This window comes from Brevibacillus sp. SAFN-007a, assembly GCF_051967035.1.
In the GTDB taxonomy this organism is placed as follows: domain Bacteria; phylum Bacillota; class Bacilli; order Brevibacillales; family Brevibacillaceae; genus Brevibacillus.
On sequence record NZ_JBQCKK010000001.1, the window covers coordinates 393,321 to 406,366 of the forward strand.

Here is a 13,046-nt window from a genome sequence, read left to right on the forward strand (position 1 = left end):
CGGCCCGCTTGTCGCGGAAAAAGCCTTCCGTACAGCAAATTGCTCTGCGCAGGCCGACGATCCGTATAAGGATGGTTACGGATTAACCGCCAAGAAGTTTCACGCGGGGGAGGGCCGACCTTTGGACGAACGGTACAGGTCCGCATCCGTTAGGCGTTCAAATACTTTTCGTAAGGGGTATAGTCAATTTGCTTGGATTGCAGGTGGGCGATGAGCCATTTGTGGTCGCGCTTGGGAGTCGCGACGATGTATCCTTTGACAATCAGTTCGGTTGTAATGGAGGTCGCTTTCTCTTCCAGGGCAATCTGCCCGATTTTCGCTGCGATCGAGCGCCTGGCCACATCGCGAAACAGCTGCGGTACAGGCTCGACCAACTCGTTAAGCAATGTCAGACCTTCTTCTGTCCACAGCGACCGCGTCTGTTCGATGTAGTAGTCCTGCCAGTCGAGATCGGACTTCCCGTCCTGTTTCGGCATGGACTTGAGGAATTTGCGAAACATGAAGTAGCCGCCGATTCCCATCAAACCAACAAGCACAAACGTCCATGCGATAATAAACAGGGAAAAACCTGTAGACATTTCACTCATGTGCGTACACCTCGTAACCGTAATCCGTAAAAAATGCCTGTCCAGATCAAGTGTACCTTATTTTTCGGCGGGCAACAAACTTTTTGTGCTTGTGCCCATCCTGCGCTTTGCTCTTCCCAAGTACACATACAATTTAGTATGATTAGAATTAATCTTAATGGGGAGTGGACGCTCATGTTCAAGCTTGGACAACGCGTCGTCATTGTTGCCGACACTTTCGAGCAAGGCTTGCCGATCGGCGAATACGGGTATTTGATCGCACGCGACCGCAACCCGGACAGTGCGTTTGCATGGGTCATTCGCATACCCAAAATAGATAAGCAAATTCCAGTGGTAGAAGACGACATCGCCTTGGAAGAAAAACTGCTGGAGGAGGAAGCGGAGCGTGTCTCGCGGGAAGCGTTGCTGGATTTCGCCCTGGCGACGCGCAACGAGGCTCTCTTCAGACAGCTGATGGGCATGTCGGAACAAGAAGAGGCACATGACGAACCAGCGAAGGAATCCATGGAAGAATTTATCCGTAAAGTCAATCTGAAAGCCTGGATATAACGATCGGCGGTTTCCCTTTAGGGGGAAATTCGCTTTTCTTTGCAGGACAGGGCTTGTCCCTGGATACTATGGTGAAGGAATGAAAGCGAGGCTGTTTCATGTCGGAATTTGTGACGTTTACCAATGAATTTGGTCAAACTATCGAGATGTCCCGGGAGGACTACCAGAAAAAAGTGATTCCACACAATCTGGAGCTGTATTGGGACCAAAAAGAAAAGCTTCGCGACTTTGCGATGGAGTTGGTGAAGGAGCAATTTCACGAGCAGGCCGCTGTTGCGGCGGACAGGCTGCTTGAGCTGTACGGACCGATTGAGTCCGCCCTCATTTTCCGCGCCGTTGTTCACATGCAGGCGAGAGAATTCGAGCGGGCGAAGACGATCCTGACCGATTGCCTGGAGCGCTTCCCTTCATCCGGGGCGGCCTGCACGAATCTGGCCAAGATTTACGCGTATGAGGGAGAAGAGGAAAAAGCCTTCGAAATCTTGAATACGGGCCTGCACAAAGACCCGAATCAGGAAAACGGTCTGAACATGTATGTCGAGAGCTTTTTGCAGAGCGGCAAGCGCGAAGAACTTCGCTCCCGTCTGGAAGCGCTCTCTGTCAAGGAAGGAGCCTGGCGGCCACAGCTTCATTTGGCCCGTCTGGCTCTGACCGAGAACGATCTGTTGCATGCGATGAAATGGTACACGGCTGCCATTGAGGGAGCCAAGGATCGCTTCGAAGTGGTCATGACGGTAACGGGCGAGCTGGGGCAGGCAGGCTATGTGTATCAGCTGATCCAGCTTTGCGAGAAGTATTGGACGCCGGAGTTTCCGTATCCGTATGCCGGATTCAACTACGCCAATGCCTTGCTGGCTACCGACCAAAAGGAAAAGGCGATTGCCATTCTGCGCACCATGCAGGAGCATTTGCCGGACAACTACAAGCCGATGGTCGACCATTTCCTCGCCCGGGTGCCCGGTGCGCTGGAAGTGGAGGCGGCGGCACAGCAAAAAGTGCAAGCGGACAGCCAGCCTGGCGATCAGGCGACGAAAAAGAGCTGGTGGAAGTTTTGGAAGTAGCGCCATCCACAAAACCTAGCGCCCGACGTATGGCTGTCGGGCGTTTTTCTATGCGGTTGCGACAACCTGTGCGGCGAACGCAGGCAACAGTCACGCGCGCTTGGCGCAAAAGCCGCGAGCGAACGGGGCCGCCGAGCCAGAAGATCGCCAGTAAAAAGGAGGACGAAGCATGCTGCACCATCTGGAGCTGTATGTAGCGGATTTGAAGCGATCAACGGAATTTTGGGGGTGGCTCTTGGAGGAACAGCTTGGTTATGAGCGCTACCAGCAATGGGCGAGCGGGATCAGTTGGAAGCACGGCAACACGTATCTGTGTTCGTGCAGGCAGAGGAGAGGTTTCTTGATGGGCCGTATCACCGCTGTCGCGTTGGATTGAACCATCTGGCTTTTCAAGCGCGCAGCCGGGAGCAGGTGGAGGCGATTCGCCAGGAGTTGTGGCGGCGAGGCGTGTCGATGCTCTACGAGGACCGCTATCCACACGCGGGCGGCAGGGAGCATTACGCGCTGTTTTGCGAAGACCCGGATCGGATCAAGGTGGAGATCGTAGCGCCGGAGTAAGCGAGGGACGAAAGCGCCCCGGCAAGACACGCCAACAGCGAAACAGCGCGACCATCCCCGGACGATGATCGCGCTGTTTCGTACTCCATCTATTTAAACTGGCTGGTGAGCCGCCGCTCCAAAAAGGCGACGCCTTGATACATCAAGGTGGCGATGACCGCGATGATGGCGAGGCTCATCATGACCAGGGTAAAATTAAACACCTGGAACCCGTAAATAATCAGATAGCCCAATCCTTGCTGGGAAACGAGAAACTCGCCGACGATGACGCCCACCCAGGAAAGGCCGACATTTACCTTCAACGTGGCAAGCAAGGTCGGAATCGTCGCAGGGAGAATGACGAGGCGGAAAATTTGCCGCTTGTTGCCGCCGAGCGTCTGGACGACCTTGATGTAGTTTTGGTTGACCTCGCGAAAGCCGGAGTAGACGTTGATCGTGGTGATGATGATCGAGATCGCGCAGCCCATGGCGATGACAGATAGGAGTCCCGGGCCGAAGCCGACGATGAAGACCGGGCCGAGCGCGACTTTTGGCATGCTGTTGGCGATCACGAGATACGGCTCCAGCACCCGCGAGAGAAACGGGGACCACCAGATGACCGTGGCGATGACCGCGCCGAGCAGCGTGCCCAACAGAAAGCCGATGACCGTTTCCCACACCGTCATCCCTACGTGAGGAAGCAGGCTGCCATCCAATAGCTGGGACCAAAACTGTGCGCCGATTTTGGAAGGGTAGCTGAAGATGAGCGCATTGATCGTGTTCGTGCGGGCCAGTAGCTCCCACAGGCCGAGAAAGACGAGAAACAACAGGCATTGCGTGGAAAACACCCAGTAGCGGACCGTTGCTTCCCGCTTCAAGTAGTTGCGGTGGATGGCGTCAATGTCCTTTGGCTGCATCGGATACCACCTCCATCTCTTTCCAGACGCGATGGAACAGGTCTTGGAAGCCATCCTGATTGCGGGCGTCGAAAGGCAGGGAGTCGCGAATGGCGGCAGGGACAGCCAGTTCGCGGCTGACTCGCCCCGGATTGCGCGAAAAGATGTAGATGCGGTCGCCCATGGCAATCGATTCGGAGAGGTCGTGCGTGACCAGAATGGCGGTTTTTTTATGCTTGCGCAAGGTGGAAAAGATCAGGTCCTCCAGCTTCAGCTTCGTCTGATAGTCCAGCGCGGAAAACGGTTCATCGAGCAGCAGCACATCCGGTTGACAGGCAAGGGTGCGGACGAGGGCGACCCGTTGTCTCATGCCGCCGGACAGCTGCTGGGGAGACGCTTTGCGCACGTCGGCAAGCTCCATTTCATCGAGCAGGTGCAAGGCGTACTGCTCCGTCTCCCTGGAGCGGATTCCCTGGATGTCGAGACCGAGAAACACGTTGTCTTCAATGGAGCGCCAGTTGAACAAATAGTCCTGCTGGAGCATGTAGCCAACCTGCGGGGACGTTCCGCGGACAGGTTTTCCGTCGATCCGTACGCGGCCGGCAGTGGGCGTCTCCAGTCCCGCGATGAGAGAGAGCAGTGTCGTTTTGCCACAACCGCTAGGGCCAACCATACAGATGAACTCGCCTTCCTCCACGCGCAGGTTGATGTCCTGGACCGCCATGAACGCCCGGGTTGTGGATAAATAGAGGTGGGTCACGTGGGAAAGTTCAATCTTGGCCGGCGTAGAAGGAATCTGGTTCATGACGATTAATTCCCTTCCTTAGACTGTTTGGCGAAAGTGGTATTGACCAACTTGGTGTAATCCGCCCGTTGCTTCAACTCGCCTGCCGCCTCCATGATGGCTTGCAGCTGGTTCCACTCCGCCTCCTCCAGCACCGGATCGGTGGCGTAGGAGCCTTGCTCCAGATACCTTTGTACGGCGTTCTCCAAAATCGGCGGGTCGATCTGCTCGAAGTATTTGGCGATCACGTCCGCCGTTTCCTTGGCGCTATGGCTGGCAACCCACTGTTGCCCTTTGTAGACCGCATTGGTAAACTTTTGGATAGTCGAGGCATTGCTGTCGAGGTAGCTTTGCTTCGCCATGTAGACCGTGTAAGGAACCGTGCCGCTTTCTTTGCCGAAGGAGGCGACGACATATCCGATCCCTTCCTGCTCAAAGCGGGACGCTTCCGGCTCGAACAGCTGTACATACTCGCCGGTTCCCGAAGCAAAGGAAGAGGCAATGTTTTTGAACTCGATATTCTGGATCAGCTCCAGATCGTTTTGCGGATGGATCTGGTGCTTTTTGAGCACGTACTCTCCGACCATTTGCGGCATACCGCCTTTGCGCTGCCCGAGGAAGACGCTGCCTTTGAGCTGGTCAAACGAAAAATGGTCGGTTGGGTGGCGAGCGACGAGGAAGGTGCCGTCTGTCTGGGTCAGCTGGGCGAAGTTGACGACGACGTCCGCTGCTCCTTGCTGGGAGACGTAAATACTCGTTTCCGAACCGACCAAGGCGATTTCGATTCCGCCGGACAAGAGAGCGGACATCACCTTGTCGCCGCCAGGAATCGTGGCCAGCTCCACGTCCAGGCCCTCTTCCTTAAAAAATCCCTTTTCCAGCGCAACGTATTGGGGAGCGTAAAACAGGGAGCGGGTTACTTCGCCAATTCGGATGGTTTCAGAAGTGCTGGAGCAGCCGGTCAAAGCGGCGATCAGAGCCAGACAGGCAGCCAGCCCCAGCACAAAAATTCGTTTCATGATCGGGAGTCCCTCCTTGCTAGGCTGTTGTTTGTTGTAACGTATGCGCCCAGCCAAAAAAGGGTGAATGCCTACAGACCATGACAGGCACACGCTTGCGGGAAGCTCCACGAAAGGAGAAGTGCAACAGTCGTGATCGTGACATTTTTAGGGACGGGATCAGGGGCGCCCACTACGCGCCGCAATGTAAGCGGAATCGGGCTGCGCTTTTTACAAGCAGGAAAATGGTGGCTGTTTGACTGCGGGGAAGGCACGCAGCATCAGCTGCTGCGCTCTCCGATGAAAATCAGCCAGCTGGACAAGATTTTCATTACGCATTTGCACGGCGACCACCTGTACGGCTTGATCGGCTTGCTTGCCTCCCGATCGCTGCGCAACGGGGAAGCCCCTCCGCTTGCCCTGTACGGACCGCCAGGGCTTGACCGCTATTTTCGCGCGATCATGGAGGTCAGCCCGGTGCATTTGCAATATCCGCTTACGCTCAAGATCGTCAGCGAAGGCGTCGTGTACGAAGACGAGGAGGTGATCGTCACCTGCCGCAAAGCGAAGCACCGGGTGCTGTCGTTCGCCTATAGCGTCGTAGAAAAAGACAAGCCGGGAGCATTTCTGGTCGAGCGGGCCAAAGCGGCGGGAGTGCCGGCCGGGCCGTTGTTTGGCGCGTTGAAGCGGGGCGAGCAGATCACGCTGCCGGACGGGCGCGTGCTGGATGGCAAGGACTTTGTCGGCGCGCCGCAGCCTGGCCGCAAAATCGTTTTCAGCGGCGATACGGAGCCGTGCCAAAGTGTCGAAGAGCTGGCAGCAGGAGCTGATCTCTTGGTGCACGAGGCTACGTACGCGGACCACGACAAGGAGCTGGCTGTGCGCAGCGGGCACTCCACAGCGAAGGAGGCTGCCGAGCTGGCCAAGCGGGCAGGCGTGAAGGCGCTCTGTCTGACGCACTTCAGTCCGCGCTATGAAGATGAGGACGGCGATTTTTCCATGGCGGACCTGCTGGCGGAAGCGCAGGCGATTTTTCCGCAGACGCAGCTCGCAGAGGATTTGGGCAGCATCGCGGTAAAGCGTGTGCGAAAAACGGTGGAAGAAACCGAGTAACGCTGCTATCATGAATGAACCATGGCTTCCGGCTCGCAGCAATCAGGCGTGCAGCCTGTCCGGGAAGACGTTTTTCGCCGGAAAAGCGAGCGCGCATAACGGGAGAGGAAAGGGGAAAGACGGTGTCCGATAGGCGGATCAGCAGGTCGATTGTCGTGCGTTACGCCATGTTTGTACTGGGGTTGTTTATCGGGGCGTTTGGCTGTGTGCTTGCGATCAAAGCCAACCTGGGAGTGGCGCCGTGGGATACGTTCCACATCGGCTTGCAAAAAACGTTTGGATTCACGATTGGCATCTGGTCGCAGATCGTCGGCCTGGCCGTGATTGTGGCCTCCTACCTGCTGGCCAAAATCAAACCGACCTTCGGCATGTTTTTGAACATGGTCTGTTTCGGGGGCTTTCTCGATCTGATCTTGTGGCTCGATATCGTGCCGGAGCTGTCATCTGTCTGGGCGCGCTTGGCCATGTTGCTCGTGGGCCTCGTGGTCATGAACATCGAAATCGGGATGTATTTGTCGCCTCGCCTGGGGGCCGGACCGCGTGACAGCTTCATGCTGGCGATGAACGAGCGGCTGGGCTGGAGCATTCAGAAGGTTCGGCTGATGATTGAGGTGACGGTCTTGCTTGCGGGGGCAGCACTGGGCGGCCCTGTCTCCATCGGGACGGTGCTGATCGCCCTCTTGACGGGGCCGATGATCCAGAGAACGATTCCGTTTTGGCAGTCTGTGATGAAAAAGCAATACGGCTTGCTGGAGCCGATCGAGCGTCGCGCAAGTTGAGCGGACGCTGTTTTTCCTCCCGGCAACTACACGCGTAACCAGAAATGGGCACTGGATGGGCGAGCGTCCAATCAAGATTGGCTATTCGCACATACAGTATGATTAGTTGCTGACAAAGGAGGGAAAGCGAATGAGTCTGTTCAACGGAGGATTCGACGATTTTGCTTTGATTCTGGTGTTGTTCGTATTGCTGACAATCGTTGCTTGCTCTTGCGACTAACGAGGTAACACCGGCTGCATAGGTTGGCAATAGCAAGAGGGAGAGCGTAGCTGCTCTCCCTTTTTGCTGTCGCAAAATCGGTCAGCCCAGTCTGTCATGCACCTGCTTTTTGACGCTGGCGATTTGCTTGTCGGACAGTTTGACCCCGACAGCCTTGCTGACCTTTTGGATCAGGTCGGCCAGCTTTTTGTCATCCTTCAGATCCTTTTTCGTGATCCCCTTCGCCAATGACTTGATATCGTCCATTTTCCATTTTTTCTTGCTCTTCTTGTTGATTTTTTTCAGGAGATCGCCTGTGTTTTTGCCTTTTGCTTTTGCCATGCCGCACTCGCTCCTCTCTTCCGATGAATTTGCGCCTGCCCTTGCAAATATATGGGAGAAGCCTCCTGTTTGCTTGGACAGAGCGACCGGGTCAATCGCCTATTTTGTCGGCTATGTGCGAATGCCCAAAGAGACACAGGCGGCTGCGACATAAGATGTGGCAACGCCATGCATGACAGGAGGCTAGCAGGTTGAAAATCATCAGCTTTCAGCGGGGGATGCCCTTTCACGAAATTTTGACCGATTTGCAGAAAAAAGTGATGACCAAAACGGAAAGACTTCCTTGGCGATGCTACGATGACTGGGGTTGTCTGTGCATCAAGGAACACATATACGAGCAGCACTGCGAGCATTTTCGCAGGTATGAGGCGATGGTAGAGGAGAACGTGACGGTAAACGTGCACGCCAAGACAGAGACAGAGGGCGAAGACGAAATCCCGTGGGGCGTCCGCTATGTCGGAGCAGAGCGGCTGTGGCGCAAAGGCAGGGGGGAGGGCGTGAAAGTCGCCGTCATTGACACGGGAATCTCCCGCGATCATTTTGACTTGAAAGGCCGGATCAAAGGCGGCGTTCATTTTGTACGGGGCAAGCAAAACGGGCACGGCACGCATGTGGCCGGCATTATTGTGGCGGAGATGAACCAGCGCGGGATTGTCGGTGTGTCTCCCGAAGCCCACCTGTACGACGTGCGCGCGTTTGACCACGAAGGCAAAGCGTCGCTGTCGACGATTTTGCAGGCGTTGCAGTGGTCGATCGCCAATCAAATGGATATCATCAATATGAGCTTCGGCATGCCGCAGTACAGCGAGGCGTTGGCGCGCGCGGTGGAAAAGGCGCACGAGCACGGCATCGTCATGGTCGCTTCTGCGGGAAATAGCGGGGGAGAGGCAGAATATCCGGCCAGGTACAAAGGCGTCATGGGGGTTAGCGCCATCGATCAGTCGGGCAGGCTGGCGTCGTTCAGCGCACGCGGCAAAGGGGTAAACAGGAAAGCGCCCGGCGTGGAAATTTTATCGACCTGGCCCGGCAACCAGTTCAAAAAGCTGAACGGAACCTCCATGGCTGCCCCGCACGTTACCGGTCTGATGGCGCTCGAAATCGGCCGCAAGCGAAACAAAAGGAAATAGGCGAAGACGCAACAAGCTCCATGGCAGCGAGGTGGCCACGGAGCTTGTTTTGTTTGTTTCGGTTTGCTTTCCCCGCAGGATTACTGATGGACTTTGGTGTCATGATCTTGCTGGACGCGAAACCATATATTAAGATCATTAATGACGCTGGCTAATTCATGGATTTCGCTGTTCAGCTCACAAGAACGGGCGAAATTTTCCTCTTCGGACAACTGCTTGGTCTTTTCGATAATGACAGCTTCCACCCGCTGGATCTGATCCGGGATGGTCGCGCGGATTTCTTCCCACTCCATCAAAATGTCCGCGCGTTCCGCATGCGAATAAGCCTCCCAGGGCATATCCAATGCAGGAAGGCGAATGCCTAATCGTTCATCGAAAACAAAATAATTGCGCAAAGGTGAACTCACTCCTCTCCTCCTCCATCATACCAAAAACGGGACAGCGCGGGGAGAGAGAAAAGCGCACGAAAGGAATTGGCATGCAAAAAGGACGCGTTCTCATTGATGCCGACGCCTGCCCACGCCAGGCGCTCGCCATCGCACAGGAGCTGTGCAAGGAGTTCGGCTGGCTCTGCCTGACCTTTGCCAGCTACCATCATCAGATTGGCTCTGCGCATCACGTAACGGTCGATGCAGGGCCGCAGGCGGTCGATTTGCGGCTCGCCAACGAAACCCGTCCGGGGGATGTGGTCGTAACACAGGACATCGGACTGGCCGCGCTCGTTCTCGGCAAAAGGGCGCGAGCGCTGACGCCGCACGGACTGCTCATGGAGCCGGAGCGGATTGCGTTTCATTTGGAGGAGAGAAACGAAAAAGCCCGCTATCGTCGCGGGGGAGGAAGAACGCGAGGGCCGTCGGCACGCACGCGTGAAGATGACCGGCGCTTTGCGGCTGTGCTGCGTTCGTTGTTGGAAGGAGGGGAACACGCATGAACGGGACGGTCAAAGACAAAGGATTGCTTGTTGGCGGCATCGTCTTTGCGCTGCTCGGAGTCTGGATGTTTCGCCAGTACATAGCAGGCCAGGTAGCGGGGATGGATCAGGCGGGTTTTGCGTTTGTCGCCGACGTCCGCTCGGATGCGGCTACGAGCTTTTTCCAGCTGCTCACGGCTTTGGGAGACGCCACGATCCTGGCGCCGCTCTGCGTCGTGCTGATCGTGGCCTTTTCCGTCAAAGGACACAGGCTGGAGGCAGCCGTGATCCTCTTGACAGCAGGGGGGAGCGAGATCGCAAACGAGCTGTTGAAGCGGGTGTTTGCCCGTCCCCGACCTGTCGGCTTCCATCTGGTGGAGCTGCCGGATTCGTTTTCGTTTCCAAGCGGCCACGCGATGATCGCTCCTTGCTTTTACCTCATGCTGGCCTTCCTGATCGCTCGCTGGTATCGGGAGAAAAGCTGGTCGGCGTACATACAGCCGGTTGCGCTCGTCGTCGTCCTGCTGCTGGCGGCAAGCCGCGTATACCTCGGCGTGCATTACTTGAGCGACGTGCTTACGGGATTTTGCCTGTCGCTGTGCTGGTATTTTCTCGTGCGCTGGGGCTATGAAAGAAGGTTGGGGCGACGAGGGGCCATCGTCGATTCCCTCCCGCAATCGCGCTAGACTTGCTAGGTGGTCGAATACCCTAATTCACTCATGAGACTCAGCCATTTTTCCACGCTGGGTTTATTTTTTTTGTCTTTCGGCAGAACGATGTACGCAGAGCGCTTCGGAGGTTTGTTTCCGGTAATCGGCAGTTCCTTGAGCGTTCCGGCAGTCAGCTCTGCCTTGACAGCGGACCGGGTCAACAGGCTGACGCCCAGCCCTTCCTTGATCAAATCGATGGCCAGCTCCGCCTTGTCGACGGTCAGCTTGGGCACGTAGTTGCGCGGCAGCGTCTGTCTGATCCACTCGTTGAAGGGCGGTCCCCAGTTCATGTAGATGAGCGGCAGGTGGCGAAGCTCGCGCGAGTCGACGTGAGTAGCCTTCGCGACGCTGCTCTGCGGACAGCAGACGAGGACGATTTCATCGTCCCAGGTGGGAATGACCTCAAAGTTCGGCAAAGACGGCGGCACGTACACGATTCCGATCTGAATGACGTTGTCGAGCAAATACTGGATGACGTCGGAGGAATGCCCGGTTTTGGTGCTGATGGCGATTTGCGGATAGCGGTAATGATACTCTTTCAGAATCGGTTCGAGCGTAGACGTCCAGATGGCGTTCAGGCTGCCGATGGACAAGTAATCTTCATAAGGCTGAAGAGAAGCTACTTCGCTCAGCGCCTCGTGGGACAGCTTGAGGATTCTTTCGGCGTAGGGCAAAAGCGTCAAGCCCGCCTGTGTGATTTCCACACTTCGCTTGTCGCGGATGAAAAGCGGCTTCCCGACTTTTTCTTCCAGTTGCTTGATTCGCATGGTCACCGTAGACTGGACGAGGTGGAGCATCTCCGCAGCCTTGGTGAAGTTTTTGGTCTGTGCCAACGTGTAAAAGGCACGCAGTTGTTCGAAGTCCATAGCGTGTGTTTCCCTCTTATCTAAATATTTGATAACTATATACAAAAACGTTCGTTTCCCAAATTATACCCTGTTCTTTACGCTGGGGATATCCCTAAATCAGGAGAGGCAGAGGGGGAGCGAGGGGTATCGAATGAAGAAGGAAATGTGGAAAGAAACGCCGTTTTCCGTCAAGCTGCTCTTGACGACATCCTTTTTGATGAACCTTGGGTTTTATGCCCTGATTCCGTATTTGACCTTGTATTTGACGGGCAGTATGGGGTGGACGCTGGCGATGGCGGGACTCGCGCTCAGTGTGCGGCAGTTTTCCCAGCAAGGCTTGGCGTTTTTGGGCGGGATCATGGCGGATGCCTTTGGGTACAAGGGAGCCATGGTTCTGGGGATGGTCGTGCGCGCGGTCGGATTTGCGCTGTTCGCATTCTGCACAGAGACGTGGCATTTTTTTGTCGCAGCGATTTTGTCCGGCATGGGCGGGGCGTTGTTTGACCCGGCTGGCTCGGCAGCGTTTGCGATTTTGACGCCGGATGCCATACGTAAAGAAGTGTTTGCCTTTCGCAATGTACTCGGCAATATTGCGGTGGTTGGCTCGCAAATCGTGGGAACCGCACTCTCGGCCGTTGATTTTACGTACTTGTCGCTGTTTGCCGGAGCGATCTTTGGCTTGTGCGCCGTCGTCTCCTTCGTTTTCCTGTCGCCGATCCCTGTCACCCGTACGCGGCAGAGCGTTTGGGAGAGCGTGTTTACAGTGATGCGGGACAAGCGTTTTGTCCGTTTTACGGTCATCCTGATGGGCTACTACTACTTGAACATGCAAATCTTTTTGACGATACCGCTCTTGGTGGAGCATGGAACTGGCAGCAAGGCTTCGGTAGGGATTGTCCTGGCTGCGATGTCGTTGTTCGTCATTCTTTTCCAAATGAAGGTGACGCAATGGCTGGAAGGTTATCCGCACCGACTGACCTTGATCGGGCTTGGCACACTGGTGATGGGAGTGGGACTGTTCCTGTTTGCGTTTGCCGATTCGCTGTGGATGCTGCTCATCGACGTCTTCCTGTTTGCGCTGGGTACGATGATTGCGGTGCCAAACCTGGTCGATGTGGTTCCCCGGTTTGCGCCAAAAGATTTGGTCGGCGCCTATTACGGCTTCAACGGATACTCGATCGCCGTCGGCGGGTCGCTCGGCCAGATTGCAGGCGGCTGGGTATACGATATGGGAACGAAGCTGCAGGCGGGATGGCTTCCCTGGACGATCTGCCTGGCTGTGGGTCTGCTGGTTGCCTGGATGCTTCATCAGATGGAGCAAGATACGTTCAAGATCGGCAGGAATTTGACAAAAACCGCGCAATCGTAAGCTTTTTGGCGAGAAAAGGCGAAAAGTTACGGGGCGCAAATTGAAACAAATTCCCTGGGTGGTGCGTATATAACGTAGAAAACGATAATGATGGGCGCGAAGAAAGCGAGGGATTCTCCTATGGAAGATATGAACAAACTGAAACGAATGTTGCTGGTGACGGGCTCTTTTGGATTTGCCGTCTTTACTATGGTCGTCATCACAGAAATTGTGCGAATCTCCCTGTAGCCGTGCCAG

Annotated in this window: 16 protein-coding genes and 1 pseudogene; 10 read left to right on the forward strand and 7 right to left on the reverse strand. The window is 55.6% G+C overall.

Annotation, left to right across the window (positions count from 1 at the left end):
- Positions 1–149: 149 nt before the first annotated feature.
- Complete coding sequence (locus ACTHO6_RS01955) at positions 150–587, reverse strand: DUF2621 domain-containing protein (protein WP_440238765.1); 438 nt, start codon at positions 585–587, stop codon at positions 150–152.
- 174 nt (positions 588–761) lie between these two features.
- Here ACTHO6_RS01955 and ACTHO6_RS01960 point away from each other — a divergent pair, with 174 nt between their 5' ends.
- The 3 genes and pseudogenes from ACTHO6_RS01960 to ACTHO6_RS01970 all read left to right on the forward strand — a co-directional run bounded on the left by ACTHO6_RS01960 (position 762) and on the right by ACTHO6_RS01970 (position 2,755).
- Complete coding sequence (locus ACTHO6_RS01960; protein ID WP_440238767.1) at positions 762–1,136, forward strand: ATPase; 375 nt, start codon at positions 762–764, stop codon at positions 1,134–1,136.
- Between the two features lie 98 nt (positions 1,137–1,234).
- A complete protein-coding gene (locus ACTHO6_RS01965; RefSeq protein ID WP_440238769.1) occupies positions 1,235–2,197 on the forward strand; it encodes a tetratricopeptide repeat protein in 963 nt (320 codons plus the stop codon).
- Between the two features lie 169 nt (positions 2,198–2,366).
- A pseudogene (locus tag ACTHO6_RS01970) lies at positions 2,367–2,755 on the forward strand (VOC family protein).
- Positions 2,756–2,844: 89 nt separating this feature from the next.
- Here the strand turns inward: ACTHO6_RS01970 and ACTHO6_RS01975 are convergent.
- Genes ACTHO6_RS01975 through ACTHO6_RS01985 form a run of 3 tightly spaced genes read right to left on the reverse strand, consistent with a single transcriptional unit; the run spans position 2,845 to position 5,433 of the window.
- Entirely contained in the window at positions 2,845–3,651 is an 807-nt protein-coding gene (locus ACTHO6_RS01975) for an ABC transporter permease (RefSeq protein WP_440238771.1), read from the reverse strand.
- On the reverse strand, positions 3,632–4,435 hold the full coding sequence (locus tag ACTHO6_RS01980; RefSeq protein ID WP_440238773.1) for an ABC transporter ATP-binding protein: 804 nt from the start codon (positions 4,433–4,435) through the stop codon (positions 3,632–3,634). Before ACTHO6_RS01980 ends, ACTHO6_RS01975 begins: the two co-directional genes overlap by 20 nt.
- Before the next feature lie 5 nt (positions 4,436–4,440).
- Positions 4,441–5,433 (reverse strand): ABC transporter substrate-binding protein, encoded by a 993-nt coding sequence (locus tag ACTHO6_RS01985; protein WP_440238775.1) that lies wholly within the window; start codon positions 5,431–5,433, stop codon positions 4,441–4,443.
- Between the two features lie 132 nt (positions 5,434–5,565).
- Between ACTHO6_RS01985 and rnz the strand changes: the two genes are divergently transcribed.
- The 3 genes from rnz (at position 5,566) to ACTHO6_RS02000 (ending at position 7,524) form a co-directional block, all read left to right on the forward strand.
- The gene (rnz, locus tag ACTHO6_RS01990; RefSeq protein ID WP_440238777.1) at positions 5,566–6,525 is read left to right on the forward strand and encodes a ribonuclease Z; all 960 of its coding nucleotides are present in this window, start codon (positions 5,566–5,568) and stop codon (positions 6,523–6,525) included.
- Between the two features lie 167 nt (positions 6,526–6,692).
- Positions 6,693–7,304 carry a YczE/YyaS/YitT family protein gene (locus tag ACTHO6_RS01995; protein WP_440239404.1) on the forward strand — a complete coding sequence of 204 codons (612 nt, stop codon included), beginning with the start codon at positions 6,693–6,695 and terminating at the stop codon, positions 7,302–7,304.
- Between the two features lie 130 nt (positions 7,305–7,434).
- The gene (locus ACTHO6_RS02000; RefSeq protein ID WP_007785194.1) at positions 7,435–7,524 is read left to right on the forward strand and encodes a YjcZ family sporulation protein; all 90 of its coding nucleotides are present in this window, start codon (positions 7,435–7,437) and stop codon (positions 7,522–7,524) included.
- Between the two features lie 81 nt (positions 7,525–7,605).
- On the opposite strand, the gene ACTHO6_RS02005 is transcribed toward ACTHO6_RS02000, so the two are convergent.
- Positions 7,606–7,845: a stage VI sporulation protein F gene (locus ACTHO6_RS02005; RefSeq protein WP_440238780.1), complete on the reverse strand. Its 240-nt coding sequence runs from the start codon at positions 7,843–7,845 to the stop codon at positions 7,606–7,608.
- Positions 7,846–8,036: 191 nt separating this feature from the next.
- On the opposite strand from ACTHO6_RS02005, the gene ACTHO6_RS02010 reads away from it, so the two are divergent.
- The gene (locus tag ACTHO6_RS02010) at positions 8,037–8,972 is read left to right on the forward strand and encodes a S8 family peptidase (protein WP_440238782.1); all 936 of its coding nucleotides are present in this window, start codon (positions 8,037–8,039) and stop codon (positions 8,970–8,972) included.
- 80 nt (positions 8,973–9,052) lie between these two features.
- On the opposite strand, the gene ACTHO6_RS02015 is transcribed toward ACTHO6_RS02010, so the two are convergent.
- Positions 9,053–9,379, reverse strand: a complete 327-nt coding sequence (locus ACTHO6_RS02015; RefSeq protein ID WP_440238784.1) for a hypothetical protein — start codon at positions 9,377–9,379, stop codon at positions 9,053–9,055.
- A gap of 71 nt (positions 9,380–9,450) precedes the next feature.
- On the opposite strand from ACTHO6_RS02015, the gene ACTHO6_RS02020 reads away from it, so the two are divergent.
- Complete coding sequence (locus tag ACTHO6_RS02020; RefSeq protein WP_440238786.1) at positions 9,451–9,903, forward strand: DUF188 domain-containing protein; 453 nt, start codon at positions 9,451–9,453, stop codon at positions 9,901–9,903.
- A complete protein-coding gene (locus tag ACTHO6_RS02025) occupies positions 9,900–10,568 on the forward strand; it encodes a phosphatase PAP2 family protein (protein WP_440238788.1) in 669 nt (222 codons plus the stop codon). The genes ACTHO6_RS02020 and ACTHO6_RS02025 overlap by 4 nt, the downstream gene beginning before the upstream one ends.
- Positions 10,569–10,573: 5 nt before the next feature.
- On the opposite strand, the gene ACTHO6_RS02030 is transcribed toward ACTHO6_RS02025, so the two are convergent.
- Complete coding sequence (locus tag ACTHO6_RS02030) at positions 10,574–11,458, reverse strand: LysR family transcriptional regulator (protein WP_440238790.1); 885 nt, start codon at positions 11,456–11,458, stop codon at positions 10,574–10,576.
- 133 nt (positions 11,459–11,591) lie between these two features.
- Here ACTHO6_RS02030 and ACTHO6_RS02035 point away from each other — a divergent pair, with 133 nt between their 5' ends.
- The gene (locus ACTHO6_RS02035) at positions 11,592–12,809 is read left to right on the forward strand and encodes an MDR family MFS transporter (protein WP_440238792.1); all 1,218 of its coding nucleotides are present in this window, start codon (positions 11,592–11,594) and stop codon (positions 12,807–12,809) included.
- The last annotated feature ends 237 nt before the right edge of the window (positions 12,810–13,046 follow it).